At 40.4% G+C, this 19,481-nt stretch carries 23 protein-coding genes; 10 read left to right on the plus strand and 13 right to left on the minus strand.

The window, feature by feature from the left end; genetic code table 11:
• Positions 1-48 precede the first annotated feature (48 nt).
• Positions 49-573, minus strand: coding sequence for an HPP family protein (locus tag C9E88_RS16540; protein ID WP_106984512.1), 525 nt, complete (start codon positions 571-573; stop codon positions 49-51).
• Positions 574-678: 105 nt separating this feature from the next.
• On the opposite strand from C9E88_RS16540, the gene C9E88_RS16545 reads away from it, so the two are divergent.
• Positions 679-1,242 carry a TetR/AcrR family transcriptional regulator gene (locus tag C9E88_RS16545; protein WP_106984511.1) on the plus strand — a complete coding sequence of 188 codons (564 nt, stop codon included), beginning with the start codon at positions 679-681 and terminating at the stop codon, positions 1,240-1,242.
• Here the strand turns inward: C9E88_RS16545 and C9E88_RS16550 are convergent.
• Together C9E88_RS16550 and C9E88_RS16555 are read right to left on the minus strand one after the other, a co-directional pair.
• Positions 1,234-1,845 (minus strand): LysE family translocator, encoded by a 612-nt coding sequence (locus C9E88_RS16550; protein WP_106984510.1) that lies wholly within the window; start codon positions 1,843-1,845, stop codon positions 1,234-1,236. The two genes, C9E88_RS16545 and C9E88_RS16550, sit on opposite strands and share 9 nt — an antisense overlap.
• Positions 1,846-1,894: 49 nt before the next feature.
• The gene (locus C9E88_RS16555; protein ID WP_106984509.1) at positions 1,895-2,386 is read right to left on the minus strand and encodes a DUF1289 domain-containing protein; all 492 of its coding nucleotides are present in this window, start codon (positions 2,384-2,386) and stop codon (positions 1,895-1,897) included.
• A gap of 189 nt (positions 2,387-2,575) precedes the next feature.
• Here C9E88_RS16555 and trhO point away from each other — a divergent pair, with 189 nt between their 5' ends.
• From trhO to C9E88_RS16570, 3 genes are all read left to right on the plus strand, one after another.
• Positions 2,576-3,508 carry an oxygen-dependent tRNA uridine(34) hydroxylase TrhO gene (trhO, locus tag C9E88_RS16560; protein WP_106984508.1) on the plus strand — a complete coding sequence of 311 codons (933 nt, stop codon included), beginning with the start codon at positions 2,576-2,578 and terminating at the stop codon, positions 3,506-3,508.
• A gap of 190 nt (positions 3,509-3,698) precedes the next feature.
• Positions 3,699-4,325, plus strand: coding sequence for a DedA family protein (locus C9E88_RS16565; RefSeq protein WP_106984507.1), 627 nt, complete (start codon positions 3,699-3,701; stop codon positions 4,323-4,325).
• Positions 4,326-4,526: 201 nt separating this feature from the next.
• On the plus strand, positions 4,527-4,943 hold the full coding sequence (locus C9E88_RS16570; RefSeq protein WP_137287950.1) for an ABZJ_00895 family protein: 417 nt from the start codon (positions 4,527-4,529) through the stop codon (positions 4,941-4,943).
• A 59-nt stretch (positions 4,944-5,002) separates the two neighbouring features.
• Here C9E88_RS16570 and C9E88_RS16575 read toward each other — a convergent pair whose 3' ends face one another.
• Together C9E88_RS16575 and C9E88_RS16580 are read right to left on the minus strand one after the other, a co-directional pair.
• Positions 5,003-5,527 (minus strand): YecA/YgfB family protein, encoded by a 525-nt coding sequence (locus C9E88_RS16575; protein WP_106984505.1) that lies wholly within the window; start codon positions 5,525-5,527, stop codon positions 5,003-5,005.
• Positions 5,528-5,596: 69 nt separating this feature from the next.
• Complete coding sequence (locus C9E88_RS16580; RefSeq protein ID WP_106984504.1) at positions 5,597-5,806, minus strand: PA3496 family putative envelope integrity protein; 210 nt, start codon at positions 5,804-5,806, stop codon at positions 5,597-5,599.
• Between the two features lie 407 nt (positions 5,807-6,213).
• Here C9E88_RS16580 and rpoD point away from each other — a divergent pair, with 407 nt between their 5' ends.
• From rpoD to C9E88_RS16610, 6 genes are all read left to right on the plus strand, one after another.
• Positions 6,214-8,103: an RNA polymerase sigma factor RpoD gene (rpoD, locus tag C9E88_RS16585; protein WP_106984503.1), complete on the plus strand. Its 1,890-nt coding sequence runs from the start codon at positions 6,214-6,216 to the stop codon at positions 8,101-8,103.
• A 126-nt stretch (positions 8,104-8,229) separates the two neighbouring features.
• Positions 8,230-8,517 carry a YbeD family protein gene (locus C9E88_RS16590; protein WP_106984557.1) on the plus strand — a complete coding sequence of 96 codons (288 nt, stop codon included), beginning with the start codon at positions 8,230-8,232 and terminating at the stop codon, positions 8,515-8,517.
• Positions 8,518-8,661: 144 nt separating this feature from the next.
• Positions 8,662-9,312: a lipoyl(octanoyl) transferase LipB gene (gene lipB / locus C9E88_RS16595; protein WP_372658680.1), complete on the plus strand. Its 651-nt coding sequence runs from the start codon at positions 8,662-8,664 to the stop codon at positions 9,310-9,312.
• 75 nt (positions 9,313-9,387) lie between these two features.
• The gene (locus C9E88_RS16600) at positions 9,388-9,921 is read left to right on the plus strand and encodes a hypothetical protein (protein WP_106984501.1); all 534 of its coding nucleotides are present in this window, start codon (positions 9,388-9,390) and stop codon (positions 9,919-9,921) included.
• Between the two features lie 3 nt (positions 9,922-9,924).
• Complete coding sequence (locus tag C9E88_RS16605) at positions 9,925-11,109, plus strand: iron-containing alcohol dehydrogenase (RefSeq protein ID WP_106984500.1); 1,185 nt, start codon at positions 9,925-9,927, stop codon at positions 11,107-11,109.
• 277 nt (positions 11,110-11,386) lie between these two features.
• Positions 11,387-12,775: an APC family permease gene (locus tag C9E88_RS16610; RefSeq protein ID WP_106984499.1), complete on the plus strand. Its 1,389-nt coding sequence runs from the start codon at positions 11,387-11,389 to the stop codon at positions 12,773-12,775.
• A 173-nt stretch (positions 12,776-12,948) separates the two neighbouring features.
• On the opposite strand, the gene C9E88_RS16615 is transcribed toward C9E88_RS16610, so the two are convergent.
• The 8 genes from C9E88_RS16615 to rplU form a co-directional block, all read right to left on the minus strand.
• Positions 12,949-13,416, minus strand: a complete 468-nt coding sequence (locus C9E88_RS16615; RefSeq protein WP_227865864.1) for a hypothetical protein — start codon at positions 13,414-13,416, stop codon at positions 12,949-12,951.
• Between the two features lie 163 nt (positions 13,417-13,579).
• A complete protein-coding gene (locus C9E88_RS16620; RefSeq protein ID WP_106984498.1) occupies positions 13,580-14,059 on the minus strand; it encodes a tRNA (cytidine(34)-2'-O)-methyltransferase in 480 nt (159 codons plus the stop codon).
• 36 nt (positions 14,060-14,095) lie between these two features.
• Positions 14,096-15,472, minus strand: a complete 1,377-nt coding sequence (cysG, locus tag C9E88_RS16625) for a siroheme synthase CysG (protein ID WP_106984497.1) — start codon at positions 15,470-15,472, stop codon at positions 14,096-14,098.
• A 77-nt stretch (positions 15,473-15,549) separates the two neighbouring features.
• Entirely contained in the window at positions 15,550-16,821 is a 1,272-nt protein-coding gene (gene serS / locus C9E88_RS16630) for a serine--tRNA ligase (RefSeq protein WP_106984496.1), read from the minus strand.
• A gap of 131 nt (positions 16,822-16,952) precedes the next feature.
• Positions 16,953-17,741 (minus strand): RsiV family protein, encoded by a 789-nt coding sequence (locus C9E88_RS16635; RefSeq protein WP_106984495.1) that lies wholly within the window; start codon positions 17,739-17,741, stop codon positions 16,953-16,955.
• 203 nt (positions 17,742-17,944) lie between these two features.
• Positions 17,945-18,640, minus strand: coding sequence for an outer membrane lipoprotein periplasmic chaperone LolA (lolA, locus tag C9E88_RS16640; protein ID WP_106984494.1), 696 nt, complete (start codon positions 18,638-18,640; stop codon positions 17,945-17,947).
• 209 nt (positions 18,641-18,849) lie between these two features.
• Complete coding sequence (rpmA, locus tag C9E88_RS16645; RefSeq protein WP_106984493.1) at positions 18,850-19,104, minus strand: 50S ribosomal protein L27; 255 nt, start codon at positions 19,102-19,104, stop codon at positions 18,850-18,852.
• A gap of 19 nt (positions 19,105-19,123) precedes the next feature.
• Positions 19,124-19,435 (minus strand): 50S ribosomal protein L21, encoded by a 312-nt coding sequence (rplU, locus tag C9E88_RS16650; RefSeq protein WP_106984492.1) that lies wholly within the window; start codon positions 19,433-19,435, stop codon positions 19,124-19,126.
• Positions 19,436-19,481 lie beyond the last annotated feature (46 nt).

Below are 19,481 nucleotides of genomic sequence, written 5' to 3' on the forward strand. Positions count from 1 at the left end.
GATTTTTTATGGATATGCAAGATCAGCTTTAGATCAAAATTTATTTTCCTACTTTTTCATCAAGCCTAAACCATATTCAGGCCACACTGCTCCTTTGCCAATATTGTTTACAGCATAAGCAACCAATACCAAACTCACCGCGCCCGAAAGCACTGGAAAAAGCAAAAAACTCCAATCATAAGCGGTTCTACTCGCAGTTAATAAAATAACCAATGGATTCGCTCCCGCGGGCGGATGCACACAGCGTAGATATTGCATACCAACAATAGCGAGGCCTACCGCAATTGCAATTGTGAAAATATTAATAGGAAGATATAAAGCAAAAAATAAACCGATTGTCGCAGAAATGACATGACCAAAAATAAGATTGCGTGGCTGGGCCAATGGCGACTGTACTGCTGCGTACAACAGTACACAGCTCGCACCAAAAGGTGCCATGATCCATGCATGATGTGAATACTGCCCAATCAGCAACAAAATAAAGATACTGAGCGTTCCCCCACAAAATCCACGCAGCAAGGCCTGCCCTGATGGTCGAGGTGCTAGTTTCTCTTTACCCGCGAATATATTCATGCTGATTTCCTCTTGATTGATATTAGATACAGCGCGCGCTATAATTAAAATAGTACAGATCTGTACTATTTGTAAATATGCTATTTCAGATGAGGTAAAACCGCGATGTCTAAATCAGCACAGAAAATTTTAAATACTGCAGAACAGCTGTTTAATCAGCAAAGTTTTAGTGCTGTTGGTGTCGATCTGATTCGAGATGAATCAGGCTGTTCTAAAACTACGCTGTATACCTATTTTAAAAATAAGCACCAGCTGGTTTACAGCGTTTTGCAAGCGCGAGATGAACACTTTAGGCAAAGCTTACTGACAGCCATTCAAGAGTTTGAAGGTCTAGAGGCTTTAGAAAAAATTTATGACTGGCATATCCACTGGTTTCAAGCAGATCATTTCAAAGGCTGTCTATTTGTTCGAGCTGTGGGTGAATCAAATGCTGCAGACACAGATATACTTGCCATTTCTCAGGCACATAAACAATGGATCCGTGATTTAATTCAAAGCAAAACTGCCTGCCTTCCTCAGCAGCAGAAAATAAGTGCCTTGTTTTATCTTCAGCTTGAAGGACTCATCAGCACAATATTGGTCGATGGTTTTAATGCCCAAACCTGCAACCAACAAAAAGCGCTGATCTTTCAATTAATCTATTTACTGATGGCTCAGCCTTCAAAATAAAGCACTGTAAATGCCGTATAAAGCCACCACAACCAGTACGGCGCCACAGATTCCCAGTAATTTTGGATAGACTGCTGAGCGCGATAAACGATTAAAAGCTAAATAAACTAAAGACAACGTAGCAAAATCTAGAATAATCCAACTGATGGTTAAAATACTCAGGCTCAAATTTAAATCCGCTGTAATACCTGTAAATTGCGGAAAGAAAGATGCAAAGAAAATAATATCTTTAGGATTAGAAATACCCACCAGCAAGCCTTGCTTAAAGCCACCTTGCGTATCTGGGAGTGCCACCTGACTTTGCTCAGGCTGAGCTTCACGTGCTTCTTTTAAAACCTGTAGACCAATATAAGCAATATAGATACATCCCAGCACCTTAATTGCATTGAGCCATTGCTCATTAATATTCAACGCACCTTTTAAAATCAATACAGAAAATACAATAAGAACCAATGAGGCCAAATTCGTGCCAAAAATCGTTTGTAGGGCTTTTTTATATCCACCTTTTAAACCAGCACTTGCCACCAAAAGCATGACTGGGCCAGGCGTTGCAATCATCACAATCACAGCCACGCAATATAAAAAATATTCAGAGTAGTTCATATTTGTATACCAAGATCAGCTTATATTCCCTCATTAAATAAAAAGAGGACTATTCGTCCTCTTCTTCATATCCTTTCAGTAAATGATGACTAATGCCATCTGCTCGCAAAAAGGCAAAATCATAACTGGCTGTCGCAAGTGCCAACACGCGACGCTCGAATTCTTCCCACAATGGGCGCACTTGTTTGTAGTGAATACCAAGTCCACTATCATCGGTAAAATGACGGTTTTTTTCACACAATTTTAAGGCATGGTACAACTTACGCCCTTTACTCGCATCTGGACGCAGACGCACACGCTTAGACAAAACAAAACCTTCAACATGACGAAGATCTGCAAAGGGCAGCATGGGCACTAAAATTTGATCTAACTGTGCATCTAGGCGCTTCCACACAGCGGTTTGTTGTACTGGATTATAAGTATTCCACTGAATAACTTCATGATTGAATCGGCGACAGCCACGACACACTGCATCACCAAATACCGTTGAACAACGCCCTGCACATGGCGTAAGTGAAGCAATTCGACGGTCATTACTCAAAACAAACTCCTAAAATTCTGCTGTTGCTATTAAAACAAAACACAACGTGAGGCCCCGAATATACACGCAGTTGCACATGAATAGAAGTCATCTGCATGTACTGTTTTACTCGCATATTCCATCAATACACGTTAAAATATGTGCCTTTCGAAATTCCTGTTTTTTTATTTTTCTATTTTGGAGTACTCCATGAACGCTACTGTAGAACAGCTTGCACCTGTAGAACAGCAAGCGACCACAGGTTGGGTTGTTGCCGCGCTATATCAATTTAAAGAAGTTCAAGACGCAGCTGCGTTAAAAGAACGCCTATTGAACTTAGTCGGCTCAATCAATTTGTGTGGTACTCTTATTGTGGCAGACGAAGGTATTAACGGCACTGTTGCGGGCGACCGCGTTGCAGTTGACGCTGTACACCAATTTCTTTTAGACGAAGGCTTTACGTCTATGGAATATAAAGAGTCTCACAGTTCGGAAAAACCTTTCCGTAAAATGAAAATTAAACTCAAAAAAGAAATTGTCACTTTAGGTGTAGAAGTAAAACCACGTGATCTAGTAGGCCATTACTTAGACCCGAAAGAATGGAATGAGCTGATTGCGCGTGATGACGTGATTTTAATTGATACACGTAATGACTATGAATACAAAGCGGGTACGTTTAAAGGCGCGATTGACCCACAAACAGAAACTTTCCGTGAATTTCCAGACTACGTAAAAAAAGAGTTGGAACAACACAAAGATAAAAAAATTGCGATGTTCTGTACAGGCGGTATTCGCTGTGAAAAATCAACATCATTGCTTCTTCAAGAAGGCTTCAATGAAGTTTATCACCTCAAAGGCGGTATTCTTAAATACCTAGAAGAAACCCCAGCTGACGAAAGCATGTGGGAAGGTGAATGTTTCGTATTTGACGGCCGTACCGCAGTAACACATGGCATGGAAGAAGGCGCAAACATTAAATGTCACGCATGTGGTTGGCCACTTGTTCCTGCGGAAGTTGAACTTCCTAGCTACGAGCATGGTGTATCTTGTGTCTACTGCATCGACAAAACAACCGATAAGCAAAAAGAAGGCTTCCGTATGCGTCAATCACAAATTTTAGCGGCTAAACGTAAACGCCTCTAAGTTGTATTGAACTAACAGCTTGAAAAACCCTCCTCAGGAGGGTTTTTTATTGTTCCTTAAATGGCAAGTACATGCTCTAAGTCTGCCTTAAACACAAATTTCATGATTTTGTAACACACAACAAGAACAATATCTTGCATACTCAGATGAGATTTTCCTTTTATTTACCCCTATTACTTTTGGAAGGCCCATGAATTTAACCGAATGGATATTAACCATCATGCAACAGCTCGGTTATTTGGGTATCGCCTTCCTCATGTTTCTAGATAATGTTTTCCCGCCCATTCCCTCAGAAATCATTATGCCTTCTGCGGGTTATACCGCATCGCAGGGCCAGCTTCTGCTCACAGGGGTCATTATTGCAGGAAGTATTGGTTCATTGATTGCAGCCGCTGTACTCTACTGGGTGGGCTATAAGTTCAATAACGAGCATATTTTTCGCTGTGTTGATAAATATGGAAAATATTTATTCATTAAAACAGAAGATGTTAAAACAGCATTGGCTTGGTTTGAGCAATATGGTCATCGTATTGTATTTTTTGGTCGCATGATCCCTGCTGTACGCTCACTGATCAGCATTCCTGCAGGCATGAGCCGAATGCCTTTTTGGAAATTCATGCTTTACAGCGCTTTAGGCACCATTATTTGGACCACCTTTTTAGCCTGTGTTGGCTATTACTTTGGTGAAAACCAAGCACTCATGCATGAAATCTTCAGTCGCGTTGGCTACGTGATTATTGCGATCGCCATCATGATCATCTTATGGATTTTATACCGTCGCCAGCAACGTAAAAAAGCCGCATCACAACAAAAATAAATGCACAGCCAATTGAGTGATATATCAAATCGCTCAATGTCACTTCTACATGAATAAACAATCCCTTATACTCATTCATCACAAAAAAAATGCTTAACACCCTACTGTGGTGACGCCTTATACCAATAACATTCGAACCTAAAACTGATGAAAAAATACATTATATATTTTGCTATAACCTATTTAATCGCTATGGCCATCATGGCAGTAATTATTTATTTCTTTAACCTACCTAACGGTACATCTGTTGCCTGCATCATGACTGCAGGCTTTGTAACTGCCAATAAATTCGTGCAAGACCATCAAAGAGCGCCTGAAGCAGCAGAGAAAATACAACTCATCTGGGGGTGTCTTGCAACCTCTATTGCAATCAGTCTCATCACCACCATCATCATTATACTTGTAGTATTTAAATCGCTTGCTATTTTCACTTTATTCACAGCACTACCACTTTGGATCATCTGTGTTGCAGTCGGCTTTACCTTATTTATTCATTATTTAATTCTTGCCATGAGTTTTGGCTGGATGGCAAATAATGCCGTCAAAGGTTTACAAAAACAAAAACAAAAGCAAAAGCAAAAGCAAAAGCAAAAGCAACGTAAATCCAAAATAAGCTGAACGACAAACTTATATAAAAAAAGCACCAAACTCGGTGCTTTTTTTATAACTTATTTGAATTAGTTTGGTGTGTGATACATCAAATACAATTCGTTTAAGTTCTCTGGAATCTCTTCTGCAAGCTCATCCATTAATTGACCATTACGGCGGAAGGTTTCCATTTGAGGATCTTCTTCATCAATACCGCTAAACACCATAATTGGCAAAGTCAAATCAACTAATTGTTCTTCAAATTCAGGCGCGAACCATGCTTCTTCATTTAAGAACATTGCATCAACAAAACCAACGCTCCAGTCGCCTAGGCTTGACTCTACGTCTGCTTCTTCCACTTCAAAAGGAAATGAAATTCCTTCTTCATTGGCTAAGTTTTGACGCAGTGATTCTAACCAAGCTTTCACCTGAGCAATAATGTCTGCAGGAACTTTTTTATGGTTATTGTCAAATAGTTCTTCTAACCATTTGTCAAATTGCGGGCCAACTGCAATTGCACACAAAAAACCATGAGTTGCAGCAAAATCCAGACCAAACTCATTCTGATCGCCGTCTAGATAGTCGCTCAAACGGTCTAAATCTAAAGCACTCATTTTACATCCACAAACATAGAAACTTAATGTGTAAGCATAGCATTTAAAAACACTACGCCAAAACTGATTTTAGTCGTCTTCATCGCCAAAATCGTCGTCATCGTCAAAGTCATAGTCAAAATCTTTGAGTTCACGCTCTAAACGACGTTGTGCAAGAAGTTCATCAATCAAGCGACGTTTTTCTAGCGATTCTTTAGCGCTAATTTTTCCGCCGGCCTCATCGAAATTAACATCATCATCACCGTAGTTATCATCTAGTTCAAAATCTGTCGAAGACACTGAAACTACCTCATAATGAAAAAATTTAAAGGGGTCTAGGCGCTATTTATATGGGTTATAGAACCTTGTCAAGTTTTATTTGTATTTTTAGCTGTTAAAGCCGTAAATTAGGCTTTTTTCTTAACCTAAGTTATGGCATGATATAATCCACCCTGCGTCTTTCAGTTTTATGAATATCGAGATGATTTCATCTGACCAAATACGTACGGGATGAACTTGAAAACAACAATTTCAGCCCCACCTAAATTACTGAATTTAATTTTTTAATATTCCATCGAATCGTCTTTCAAATAAGACTGAATATTTGATGGAATAAGCAAGCTATTGATAAATTTTTATTGAGATGAATCGTATAAGTCTACTATACGATTTTTTACTGTCACAGATTCAACGAAGAGTAAGCATAGATGAGCGATATGAATTCCCCTACTTCACAAGTAGCGGCGCTGATTAGCCGAGGCAAAGAACAAGGTTACTTAACTTTCGCTGAGGTCAACGATCATCTCCCGGATTCAATCACAGAAAGCGAACAGATTGAAGACATCATTCAAATGTTGAATGACGTTGGTATTCCTGTACATGACCGTGCACCTGAAACTGATGATGCCATGTTTGAAGGTGGCAGCGACGCAACGGATGAAGTTGCTGAAGAAGAAGCCGCTGCTGTACTTGCATCAGTTGAAAATGAACCAGGCCGTACCACTGACCCTGTACGTATGTATATGCGTGAAATGGGTACAGTTGAACTCCTTACACGCGAAGGCGAAATTAGCATTGCAAAACGTATCGAAGAAGGTATTCGTGACGTTTTAAATTCAATCGCTTATTGGCCAAACGCAGTTGAAGTCGTTTTAAAAGAATATAAAGATTATGAAGCAGGTGAACGTCGTCTTGCTGATATTTTATCGGGTTACCTAGACCCTGAAACTGACGATGATATTCCTGAAGTTTTAGAAGATGAGTCTGAAGATCTAGACGAAGACGATGCATCATCAAACAAATCAACCAAAGATGTAAAATTGGATGATGATGATGAAGACGAAGAATCTGAAAGTGATGACGACTCTGAAGGTGATTCAGGCCCAGACCCTGAAATTGCCAAAGCACGTTTTACTGAACTAGAAAATGCGTGGACCAATACCAAATTACTGGTTGAAAAACATGGTCGTAACAGTAAAGAAGGCAAACAAGCACTCGAAGATTTAGCTTCTGTGTTTATGATGTTTAAATTTACACCGCGCCTATTTGATATCATTAGTGAAATGATTCGCGGTACACACGAACAAATTCGTACCTCAGAACGTGAAGTGATGCGTTATGCAGTACGTCGTGGTCGTATGGATCGTACGCAATTCCGTACCTCATTCCCAGGTCAAGAATCAAACCAAGCATGGTTAGATGAGCAAATTGCGAAAGCACCTGCAGAAATGAAAGGCTACTTAGAAAAAGTACGCCCTGATATTTTAGCTTTCCAGCAAAAAATCTCAGACATTGAAAAAGACCTTAATTTAAGCGTTAAAGAAATTAAAGAAATTTCTAAACGTATGGCTGTAGGCGAAGCGAAAGCACGCCGTGCTAAAAAAGAAATGGTTGAAGCGAACTTACGTCTTGTAATCTCGATTGCGAAAAAGTATACCAACCGTGGTCTACAATTCCTCGACTTGATTCAAGAAGGTAACATCGGCTTGATGAAAGCGGTAGATAAGTTTGAATACCGCCGTGGTTATAAGTTCTCGACTTATGCAACATGGTGGATTCGTCAGGCAATCACGCGTTCTATTGCCGATCAAGCACGTACGATTCGTATTCCTGTGCACATGATTGAAACCATTAACAAGATCAACCGTGTATCTCGTCAATTGCTTCAAGAAATGGGCCGTGAGCCAACACCTGAAGAATTGGGCGAACGTCTAGAAATGGACGAAGTCAAAGTACGTAAAGTACTTAAAATTGCCAAAGAGCCGATTTCTATGGAAACGCCGATTGGCGATGACGAAGATTCGCATCTTGGTGATTTCATTGAAGATGGTAACATTACCTCTCCAATTGATGCCGCAACATCTGAAGGCTTAAAAGAAGCAACACGCGAAGTACTGGAAAACTTGACTGAACGTGAAGCGAAAGTGTTGAAAATGCGTTTTGGTATTGATATGCCTACCGACCACACTTTGGAAGAAGTTGGTAAACAGTTTGACGTAACACGTGAACGTATCCGTCAGATTGAAGCAAAAGCATTACGTAAATTACGTCATCCTTCTCGCTCTGAACACTTACGTTCATTCCTTGAGAATGACTAACCCATCAGTGGGATAATACAGGCTTGAATATGGGGGAAGCTCCCCCATAATAAGAGCATGTAGCAAATGAATCAAAATACCTGCACATTGCAGGTATTTTTAATATTGAGGTGTCCTATGACTGACATGACTGATCGTACTCCATCACGTGAATTACAAGAGCATCTTTGGGTCTTCCCAATGGACTACCCGATTAAACTCATTGGTAATGCAGGCGATGAATTACGCCAAGCAGTAAATGAAATTTTCGTGAAACATTTTCCAGAATTTGATGGTGCAAAAATGACTGTAACACCATCACGGACAGGGAAATACCACTCAATTACTGCACAGCTACGTTTTGAAGAACTTGAGCAAGTACATGCTGTCTATGCAGACCTTGCAGCTTGTCCACTGATCAAAACAGCACTCTAAGAAAAACACGCTTTCGGGCGTGTTTTTTTATGCAAACCCCACCAAACGAACAGACAAAATCTGTCCATTCTCGTCCCCTATCCCATCCAATTTATCTATAATAGATTTTTATCATGCATTCCTTAAGGACTTAAAATCGTGGAGATTGAGGCTAAACCACAACTGATCATTCGTCATTACACTCAGTTAACCTCTTATGAAGAGCGTTTTCTGGAAATGAAACAATTGACCGAACAACGTGACGAACACACACCAGATGAATTGTGGATTTTGCAACATCATGATGTCCTTACACAGGGCCAAGCGGGCAAACCAGAACATATTTTATTGCACAGTGACATCCCCGTTGTACAAAGCGATCGCGGTGGACAAGTCACTTGGCATGGCCCAGGTCAATTGGTGGCTTACTTCATGTTTGATTTAAATCGCTTAGGCTGGAATGTACGTACTCTGGTCAGCTATGCTGAAAACCTCATGATTGATCTGCTTAAAAAATATGGCATTGAAGCATACGCCAAAGCAGATGCACCCGGTGTATATGTAGACGAGCGTAAAATTGGCTCACTCGGCTTTAAAATCCGCAAAGGTCGCTCTTATCACGGACTAGCACTGAATATTGACTGTGATTTATTTGGCTTCCATACCATCAATCCATGCGGTTATGCAGGTTTAGAAATGGTCCGCGTACAGGATCTGGTAACAGACTACCCTAAATTTGAAAACTTATGCGTCGATATGATTGAAACATTGCAGAACAGCGGTTACTTTAAAGACGTTCAGGTCGAACAAAAATAAAGCCTTTGCTTTCATACATAAAATAAATTAGAGTATTTACTCTAAATAAATAATATTTTGAAAAGGGATGAATACGTGATTGCAACTAAATCCGTCAAGCCCGCTTTGCAGCTAGCCTATGTCAAACTCATGATGGATGTGATTGGCAGAGGCTTAGTGATGGCGAGTCAAGTCGATGCAGAAGTTAAGCAGGAAGTCGCTCAGTTTCCAGATCATTTCACACTCTCAATGAATGTATTCCCCAATGGGCCTGCATTCATTGCACGTGTGACGGCAAATAAACAATTAGAATTGGTTCCTGATTTAGCAACAAAGCCAGATTTAACCATTACCTTTAAGCATCTTAATCATGCATTTTTAGTATTTTCTTTCCAAGAAAGTACTGCGCAAGCATTTGCCAATGACCGCATGATTGCTAATGGTGATATTTCTTATGCGATTCGACTGGTTCGTTGCCTAAATAAAATGGAAGCGCTGATTTTGCCAAAACTGGTTGCAGAGCTGGCAGTCAAAGAATATCCAAGCGATTTAAGCCTAAAAGAAAAATTAACTGGAGCTGCAAATATCTATCTTAAGGTAGCTCAATCCTATTTCAAGCGGAGCGCATAACACATGGCTAAACCATATTACGAATTTTTTTGTCCAGTTAAAGTCATTGCTGGGCATGCGGCGCTAGAGCATATCCCTTTTGAACTTGCAACTTTAGGTGCTACTCGTCCCTTAATTATTACAGACAAAGGCGTACGCAGTAACAACCTATTAGCACCGATTGAAGCAGCTTTTGAATCTACAAATGCCGTTATTGGGCATATTTTTGACGATGTACCACCCGATTCAAGCCTTGAAACTGTACGTAAAGCCGCTCAGCTTTATCGCGATAACAATTGCGACGCGATTATTGCTGTCGGTGGTGGTTCAGTCATTGATACCTCTAAGGCCACTAATATTTTAGTGTCTGAAGGTGGTGATGACCTGCTGAAATATTCGGGTGCACATAATCTGCCAAAACCTTTAAAACCTTTTTTTGTGATTCCAACCACATCAGGCACAGGCTCAGAAGTGACCATGGTTGCCGTGGTTTCCGATAACCAAAAAAATGTCAAAATGCCGTTTGCATCTTATTACTTGATGCCACATGCAGCTATTTTAGATCCGCGTATGACGCAAACTTTGCCACCGCACCTCACTGCGATGACGGCAATGGATGCCATGACACATGCAGTAGAAGCCTATACCTGCCTTGCAGCCAATCCAATTTCTGATGCTTATGCAACAGCAGCCGTTAAAAAGGTAAGTAATCATTTATTTAACGTACTGGATAACCCAACTGATGCACAAGGCCGCTTAGAATTAGCTCAAGCATCTACAATGGCAGGCATTGCATTTTCAAACTCGATGGTTGGCTTAGTACATTCTCTTGGTCACGCTTTAGGTGCAGTTGCACATCTGCCCCACGGCTTATGTATGAATCTATTTTTGCCTTATGTACTGGAATACAACAAAGAAGTGAATGCCGATAAAATCGCAGATCTTTTACTTCCACTTGCTGGCCCAGATATTTACTCGCAAACCCCTGCTCACTTACGTGCAGATAAGGCGATTTCAACTATTTTAGCCATGCGTGATCGTATCTATAGCCTAACAAAATTACCACGTACACTGAGTGAGACTGGCAAAGTAACTCAAGCTCAGCTCGACGATGTTGCAGAAAAGGCTTTAAATGATGGTTCGATCATTTACAATCCGAAAGAAGCAACACTCAAAGATTTAAAAACTATCTTAGAAAAAGCTTGGTAATTACTGAAAAATAAGCCAATATAGCGAAAATTCCAGCCTGATGTTTTTTTAAGCATCAGGCTTTTATCTGTAAGCCTTAAAAACAGCGACTTTCACTTTATCTTCATGTAAGTTGGCATGTTTTCTGCTCAGAAAAGAAATAAAATCACTGGCAAAAATTTACATCTTGGAGTAAATTGGCGCGCTTTTGTTTCAAAATGTAGGGGGGATCGTTCGTCTCAAACGATCCTGACACAATAAGACTGATCCTTGATCAACGATTAAGAGGATAACGCCGTTGACAAATTTATCTGGGACTCAATCGGCAGCTAAACTGCAAAAAACACTCGGGCTTTGGCACATCATTATCATTGGTTTGGCCTATATCCAACCGATGACCTTATTTGACACGTTCGGATTAGTATCTGAAGAAAGTCATTTTCATGTGCCTACCTCTTATATTATTGCTTTAATTGCAATTTTATTTACGTCTATTAGCTATGGTCATATGATCCGTCGCTACCCTTCTTCGGGTTCGGCATATACCTACGCACAAAAGTCAATTCACCCAAACGTCGGTTTTATGGTGGGTTGGTCGTCTTGGCTTGACTATTTATTGTCGCCAATGGTCAACATTATTTTGGCCGTTATTTATCTTGAAGCATTATTCCCGTCTGTAAATCATTGGGTTTGGGTCATTGTGCTTACAGCATTTATGACGGGTGTTAACCTTCGTGGTGCACGCTTTGTTGCCAACTTTAACAGCTTAATTGTATTGATTCAGCTGATCGTGATTGGCGCATTTACGTGGTTGGTATACAGCAAGCTTCAAGCTGGATTCAATGCAGATGGCCCAATTACAGCAGAAACACGTGCGCAATTGTGGAGTCTCGAACCATTTTGGAATGAACTCACTAGCGTTGGTGCCCTCATTACTGGTGCAACTTTACTGTGTTTCTCATTTACCGGTTTTGACTCATTAAGTTCACTGGCTGAAGAAACCAAAGATACTGAAAAAACCCTACCTAAAGCGATTTTCTTAACAGCGCTGATTGCAGGTGTAATTTTCATTATCAGTACTTATTTCATGCAATTGTACTTCCCTTCTGCACCAGGAACGTACTTTAAGAATATTGCCGAAACACAACCAGAAATTTTACTGCTTGTTGGTGGTTCATTATTCCAATCGTATGTACTTGCATTTGCAATCGTTACCGTTATGGCATCAGGGATCTCTGCGCATGCAGGTGTATCACGTTTAATGTATGTTATGGGTCGTGATGGCGTAATTAACAAGAAGATCTTTGGTCATATCAGTCCAAAAAGCTTCACACCGTCTTATAACATTATCATTGTAGGCGTTGTTGCTTTAACTGCTGGTTTCATGGATCTTGATATTGTGATTTCTATGATCAGCTTCGGTGCCTTAACTGCCTTTACGTTTGTGAACCTTTCTGTCATTTCACGCTATGCACTACGTGATGGTCGTACTAAAAACTTCAAGGATATCTTCAGTTTTGTCGTCATCCCAATGTGTGGTTTCCTCAGTATCTTTGCCATGTGGTTAGAGATTGAAGAAACAGCATTGAAATATGGTTTATGGTGGGCGATGTTTGGTATCTTGTACTTAGGCTACAAAACTAAGGGCTTTAAACACCCTGCACCACAGCATAATGAATTTGAATAATTTTAAGATAATTCATGCTTAATTAATCAAATAAATTCTTTTTCCGTCCAACGGGACGGAAAAAGAACACTTCAAAATAACTAACTTCTCAATAATCTAAAGACTCTTCCGTGCCTATTCTCTAAAAATATTGCTTTAAAATATCCACTCAAACCTTTACGTAATATATTTTCTTAACGTAAGCGGCAATTAAAGCCCATGCGCGTATCCACAATATTATCTTTATAGCCCAAGCTTTGAATAAATAAATTTCGATCGGTCAAAAGCTTCTGATCTTGCTCACTCAAACGTTCACGATTAGTAACAGCACTATTAAACATTTCATCGACTGTACGTTGAAAAATACCGCAGACTTCTTGTCGCTTGGTTTTATTCAATTGACGCCCCAACAAAAAGCTACGTTCAAAGTCCTTATCTGTCAAAGTCTTCCCCCAATCTTCAATACGCTGGTTCTGACGTTGCATCATTTGTGCTAAACCTTGCTCCATTTCGGCAGAAGTGATTGGAGAGACAGTTGTTGTTGCTTGTGTAGCACTCGCACTCGGCTCGCTATCTGTAGCACTAGATGCATACTGAGAGAACAAAAAACTAACGAACAACATACTACTTACATTGATCCATTGGCGATATTTCAAAATCATCCCTCATCAGCTCAGTTTTTATTGTTTTTAGTTATACACAGTTTCAACATCAAGCAAAATATTCAACACATTTTACTTACATAAAACACAAACTTTAGTCCCGCCTTTTGCTTATGAAATGGCATAAAAAAACCACTCTTTCGAGTGGTTTTTTTATGGAGTTTTAAACCAGTTCTTTAAAATCTTGCTGACGCCATGCTTCGTATAAAATCACAGCCGTCGCATTAGATAAATTTAGACTGCGCGAATTCGCAGCCATTGGTAAGCGAATCCAATGAGACTGTGGGAACATTAAACGTACATCTTCAGGTAAACCACGTGTTTCTGGCCCCATCAGCAAGGCAACAGGACGGTTTAAATTAGAAGTATGTGGCGTTTCTGTCCCTTTGGTCGTCAAAGGATAAATCGCATCTGCTGCAATGCCTACGCTATCTAAATGTGCTAGACACTCAGCAAAATTTTCCCATACTTTCATGTGTGCCCATTCATGATAATCCAATCCAGCACGACGCAATTTTTTATCATCTAACTCAAAACCTAATGGCTTGACCAGATGTAATTGCGCTCCTGTATTGGCACATAAACGAATGATATTCCCTGTATTTGCTGGAATTTCTGGCTCGTATAAAACAACATGAATCACAGGATTTACTCTACTCTTTTCAATGTCGCAAGGCGCTTAGCCTTGCCACTGTAATTGTTCACGCAAGCGTACTACTTCACCAATAATGGTTAGCGTTGGCGCTTGTATTTGATGATCACTCACTTTGGAGGCAATATCTGCCAGCGTTCCCACCACCACTTTTTGATCAGGTGTAGTGCCTTTAGACACCAAAGCCACTGGCATATCTGCACGTTGACCATGTTCAATCAAGCGTTGGCAGATTTTTTCCAATCCAACCAAGCCCATATACAGCACAAGTGTTTGGTTTTCATAAACCAATTCTTGCCAAGGGAGTTCAGGTGAACCTTCCTTTAAATGGCCCGTTAAGAAACGTACACTTTGCGCATAATCACGGTGCGTTAAAGGAATACCCGCATAAGCAGAACAGCCAGAGGCTGCGGTAATTCCTGGTACAACTTGGAAAGCAATACCTGCTGCAAACAGCTCTTCAATTTCTTCACCGCCACGTCCAAATATAAACGGATCGCCACCTTTTAGGCGACAAACACGCTTACCTTGCTGTGCATATTGAACCAATAAGGCATTAATACCTTCTTGGGGTACAGCATGGTTTGAACGCGCCTTACCCACATAGATTTTTTCTGCATCACGACGACACAAATCCATGATTGGGGCAGAGACCAAACGGTCGTAAATCACCACATCAGCTTGTTGCATCAGACGTAAGGCTTTCAACGTCAAAAGCTCTGGATCGCCCGGCCCTGCACCAACCAAATACACCTCACCTTTCGGCTTGGTCCATTCAATTAAAGCTTGTTCAATTAAACGATCTGCCTCAGCAAGATTGCCATTAAACACCTGCTCTTTGAGTGGACTGGCGTATAAGTCCTCCCAAAAAATACGGCGTTCATCTGGATTGATAATTTTGGCTTTTACGACACTGCGCCATTTACCTGAAAACTCGGCCAAAGCTCCCATTCCATGCGGAATACTGGCTTCAAGCTGGGTACGAATTTGACGAGATAACACAGGTGATGTGCCATTACTGGCAATAGACACAACCAACGGTGAACGATCTATAATGGCTGGGACCATAAAACGACAATATGGCGGATCATCAACACTATTTACCAACACATTCTCAGCTTCACAGGCTTCAAATACATGACGATTGACTTCAGCATGATCTGTAGCCGCAATCACCAAGCGATATTGACGCAGTCGTATGTCAGCACTGAATGGTGCTTGTACATATTGCCCCTGCGATTGCTCAACGATCTCTAATAAGTTAGCTTCAATTGCTGGTGCAACAACATTGACTACCGCGCCTGCTTTGGCCAATAAGACTGCTTTACGATAGGCAATATGACCACCGCCAACAATCAGACAAGGTTGCTGTTGCAACTTTAACGAGATTGGAAAAATATCCACAAGAGACCTCAAAAAAACTATATCTGACTGCTTAAAAAAAAGTGCACACTTTTGTGTGCACTTGATTCAACTCGAACTTAGTCGATGTAAGTTTTACCACCCATGTATGGACGTAATACTTCTGGAATTTCAATCGAACCGTCTGCACGTTGGTAGTTTTCCATCACTGCAAGCAAAGTACGACCGACAGCCAAACCTGAACCATTAAGTGTATGCACAAATTCAGTTTTCTTTTGGTCTGCACGGTAACGCGCTTTCATACGACGTGCTTGGAAATCACCCATGTTTGAACATGAAGAAATTTCACGATAAGTATTTTGGCTCGGCACCCAAACTTCTAAATCGTAAGTCTTGGTTGCACCAAAGCCCATATCACCACCACAAAGAATAATTTTACGGTATGGCAAACCTAAAGCTTGCAAAATACCTTCTGCATGGCCTGTAAGGTCTTCTAGCGCTTGCATAGAAGTTTCAGGTTTTACAATCTGAACCATTTCTACTTTGTCAAATTGGTGCTGACGGATCAGACCACGTGTATCACGACCGTATGAGCCTGCTTCACTGCGGAAACACGGTGTATGCGCCGCATAGCGAAGTGGTAAACGATCTGCATCAATGATTTCATCACGGACAAAGTTCGTTACTGGCACTTCAGCTGTAGGAATTAAATAAAATTCTTTTTCGCCTTGAAGCTTGAATAAATCTTCTTCAAATTTAGGCAACTGGCCTGTACCACGTAAAGAATCCGCATTAACAAGATAAGGTACGTACGCCTCTGTATAGCCATTTTGCTCAGTATGCGTATTTAACATGAACTGAGTAATCGCACGTTGTAAACGCGCTAAAGGCCCTTTTAATACACTAAAACGCGAACCTGTTAATTTTGTTGCAGTTTCAAATTCCAAACCGCCCATCATTTCGCCAAGGTCAGTATGGTCTTTGATTTCAAAATCAAATGTACGTGGTGTACCCCACTTTAGAATCTCAACGTTATCCGCTTCGTCTTTACCTTCTGGTACAGACTCATCTGGCAAGTTTGGAATCGATAATGATTTTTCTTCTAACTCTGCTTGTAATTCTGCTAAAGCAACTTCAGCGGCTTTAATTTCATCACCAATAGCTGACATACGCGCCATAATTTCAGAAGCATCTTCGCCTGCTTTTTTAAGCTGACCCACTTGCTTCGCACCCGCATTACGCTCTGCTTGCAAAGATTCAGTTTTTGATTGAATTTCTTTACGACGTGCTTCAAGTGATGCCCACTCTTCTACATTTAATTGCACACCACGTTTAGCTAAGGCTAAATTTACAGCCTCAATATTATTTCTGAGTAATTTCGGGTCGATCATAGCCAGTCTTGGAATAAGAAAAAAACTGGCTATAGTGTAAGCTCTTCATGCTAAAAAATACAGTGACTGGGCATACAGCTGTGCCTTATTAGAACAATATTGCGAAGATTTTGTACAAATCCTCATCGCGATTATTGATTGTTATATTTTGGCAAACTTGGCAAATATTGCGCCTGAATCACTTCACCCGCAGATTCATAGGGCAATTTAAGCTCAGACATTCCCTCAGCATAGCTGGCCAATTCATACAATGGATAAACAAACATCAGACCATTCGGGCCATAATAAAAATTATCGCTGAGTTTTAACTGCGCCTTTTCAATTTTATGGTTATATAACCAGTTGATATTGGCATCATAGAGTGAATCTAGTACTTTTTGCTCCGCACCTTTTTTCAATATATCTTGTAAAGACAATCGTTTATGCGTTTTTAAATCAAAATTTACATATTCAATATGATACATACCATGTGCAGCCCCTGCACTGTAGCTATAGCTATAAATTGCAAACGTCGCAAGATTATACTGCTGACCAATATAACGAACAGACATATTTTGCTGATTTAAACCCGCTTGACTCCCTTCAGAAACATCCACCTTTTGTGGCGCATGTTCTGCAAATGCAATCGGTTCAGCCTTACGAATACGATCATTAAAATAATCATCGATCCAAGGCACACCCGACTCAACGGTTTGCAACACAAACTGAGTACAACCTTCTTTTTCACAAACATTCTTCTGGTAATTCGCTACATTCACCGCTTTAACTTGTAACAACGGAACAGATGGTGTCTCAGCGACCACAGGCGCAGATGCTGCAGCCTCTTGATCTTTTTTAGGTAAGTCATGGCGCTGACAACCTACAAACATTGTCGCCAGCAAGGTCATTAACAACACTGGTTTAAGTTGTACTGAGTTCATCCGAAATCCCTATGGTTATTTCTAGCCGAAGTAAAGTTGAATTTTCACATTATTCAAAGTCAAAAGTATAGCCAAAACACCAAAGCTCCTAAAAATAATTCATTGATGCATCAGCGTTATATACTTAACTCACTCAGCATAGACATAAAAAAAGCAAGCCTCAGCTTGCTTTTTGTATCTCAGATTTATTCAAGATCATCATCTTACTGATCAATAATATCTGTGCCTTTTGGCGGGGTAAAATTAAAGGTCGATGCTGGAATAGACGCATTCACTTTTACATTATTAAAGCGCACATAAGTGGTTTGACCTAAAGAATCCGCTAAAATCATTAAGTTTGGTGCTTTATTGACACCAAAGCTGATGGTTAAACTTTGAAAAACACCATCTTTTTGTTTTGGATATAGCGTGTAGTAAGTTTTAGCTTTGTTTGGCTGTGTTACACGATATGACTGCATAATTTGATTGGTATTACCCGAAAGTAACAATGCAGGTGTATTTGCAACTTGATCATCCAAACCTTGTCTTACTGCTTGCTGTAAGTCTGGATCATAAATCCATACCGTCTTACCCGAAGTCACAATAGTCTGCTTAGATGGGCTGGTGGTTTCCCAGTAAAATTTACCTGGGCGTTCAACCTTCATCACCCCTTTAAAAGTTTGATTCATGTGCTGTGCAGATAAACCTTTTTTCTGCACAGGCTTTGCACCTGCAGTTGCTTTAGAAGTTTGCTCAAATGTTGCACTTAGACTACGAATGCCATTTAACTGCTTAACTAAGCTTGCTGTCGCTTGCTGCTCCGACGCTGCTGTAGCAGCAAACACAGTCGTACTCATGGCTGGTGCTAACATTACTACACCCAATGTCATTGCACATACGGTTTTACGAAGCATTTTCATAATTCACCTTTTCTAATATTTGCGTGATCGCAATTTCAATCTATGCACACATCTTAAACCAATTTGAATCACTAAAATGAGAGAAAATAAGAAGTTTTGTATTGTTATTAATGCAAAATGCATAGTTTTATTCATCATGATGAAGACGTTTGTCAAATTTTAAGCATAAAAAAACCCACTTTACAGTGGGCTTTTTTCTATATCAGCGATTAAGCGTCAACAGATACGTAGCGACGGCCAAACTGACCTTTCACTTCAAATTTTACTACGCCATCAGCAGTAGCAAAAAGTGTATGGTCACGACCCATACCTACGTTTTGACCAGCGTGGAATTCAGTACCACGTTGACGAACGATGATGTTACCAGCAGTCACAGATTGACCACCGTAGATTTTAACACCCAACATTTTTGGGTTCGAGTCACGACCGTTTTTAGTCGAACCACCGGCTTTTTTAGATGCCATGTCTCTTTACTCCTCGTAATTAGCCTGAAATAGCTGTAATTTTCAACTCAGTGAACCATTGACGGTGACCTTGTTGTTTACGATAGTGTTTACGACGACGCATTTTGATGATGCGGATTTTGTCGTGGCGACCATGGCTTACTACTTCAGCAGTAACAGTAGCGCCAGCAACAACTGGAGCACCGATTTGAATGCTGTCGCCGTTTACAAGCATCAATACGTCATCAAACGTAATTGTTGAGCCAGTTTCAGCTTTCAATAATTCTACTTTAAGGGTTTCACCCTCAACTACACGGTGTTGTTTACCACCGCTTTGGATAACTGCGTACATAACGTACTCCAAACATGCCCGTGTCGTCGTGCCGATAAAGGAATAT

The organism is Acinetobacter cumulans (assembly GCF_003024525.3).
GTDB lineage: Bacteria > Pseudomonadota > Gammaproteobacteria > Pseudomonadales > Moraxellaceae > Acinetobacter > Acinetobacter cumulans.

What these genes read in the sequence shown, in the direction of transcription:
- C9E88_RS16540 (WP_106984512.1), bottom strand. Translation starts at nt 573, where the DNA reads ATGAATATATTCGCGGGTAAAGAGAAACTAGCACCTCGACCATCAGGG.
- C9E88_RS16545 (WP_106984511.1), top strand. Translation starts at nt 679, where the DNA reads ATGTCTAAATCAGCACAGAAAATTTTAAATACTGCAGAACAGCTGTTT.
- C9E88_RS16550 (WP_106984510.1), bottom strand. Translation starts at nt 1,845, where the DNA reads ATGAACTACTCTGAATATTTTTTATATTGCGTGGCTGTGATTGTGATG.
- trhO (WP_106984508.1), top strand. Translation starts at nt 2,576, where the DNA reads ATGAACGCTACTGTAGAACAGCTTGCACCTGTAGAACAGCAAGCGACC.
- C9E88_RS16565 (WP_106984507.1), top strand. Translation starts at nt 3,699, where the DNA reads ATGAATTTAACCGAATGGATATTAACCATCATGCAACAGCTCGGTTAT.
- C9E88_RS16570 (WP_137287950.1), top strand. Translation starts at nt 4,527, where the DNA reads ATGGCAGTAATTATTTATTTCTTTAACCTACCTAACGGTACATCTGTT.
- C9E88_RS16575 (WP_106984505.1), bottom strand. Translation starts at nt 5,527, where the DNA reads ATGAGTGCTTTAGATTTAGACCGTTTGAGCGACTATCTAGACGGCGAT.
- rpoD (WP_106984503.1), top strand. Translation starts at nt 6,214, where the DNA reads ATGAGCGATATGAATTCCCCTACTTCACAAGTAGCGGCGCTGATTAGC.
- C9E88_RS16590 (WP_106984557.1), top strand. Translation starts at nt 8,230, where the DNA reads ATGACTGATCGTACTCCATCACGTGAATTACAAGAGCATCTTTGGGTC.
- C9E88_RS16605 (WP_106984500.1), top strand. Translation starts at nt 9,925, where the DNA reads ATGGCTAAACCATATTACGAATTTTTTTGTCCAGTTAAAGTCATTGCT.
- C9E88_RS16615 (WP_227865864.1), bottom strand. Translation starts at nt 13,416, where the DNA reads ATGATTTTGAAATATCGCCAATGGATCAATGTAAGTAGTATGTTGTTC.
- serS (WP_106984496.1), bottom strand. Translation starts at nt 16,821, where the DNA reads ATGATCGACCCGAAATTACTCAGAAATAATATTGAGGCTGTAAATTTA.
- C9E88_RS16635 (WP_106984495.1), bottom strand. Translation starts at nt 17,741, where the DNA reads ATGAACTCAGTACAACTTAAACCAGTGTTGTTAATGACCTTGCTGGCG.
- lolA (WP_106984494.1), bottom strand. Translation starts at nt 18,640, where the DNA reads ATGAAAATGCTTCGTAAAACCGTATGTGCAATGACATTGGGTGTAGTA.
- rpmA (WP_106984493.1), bottom strand. Translation starts at nt 19,104, where the DNA reads ATGGCATCTAAAAAAGCCGGTGGTTCGACTAAAAACGGTCGTGACTCG.
- rplU (WP_106984492.1), bottom strand. Translation starts at nt 19,435, where the DNA reads ATGTACGCAGTTATCCAAAGCGGTGGTAAACAACACCGTGTAGTTGAG.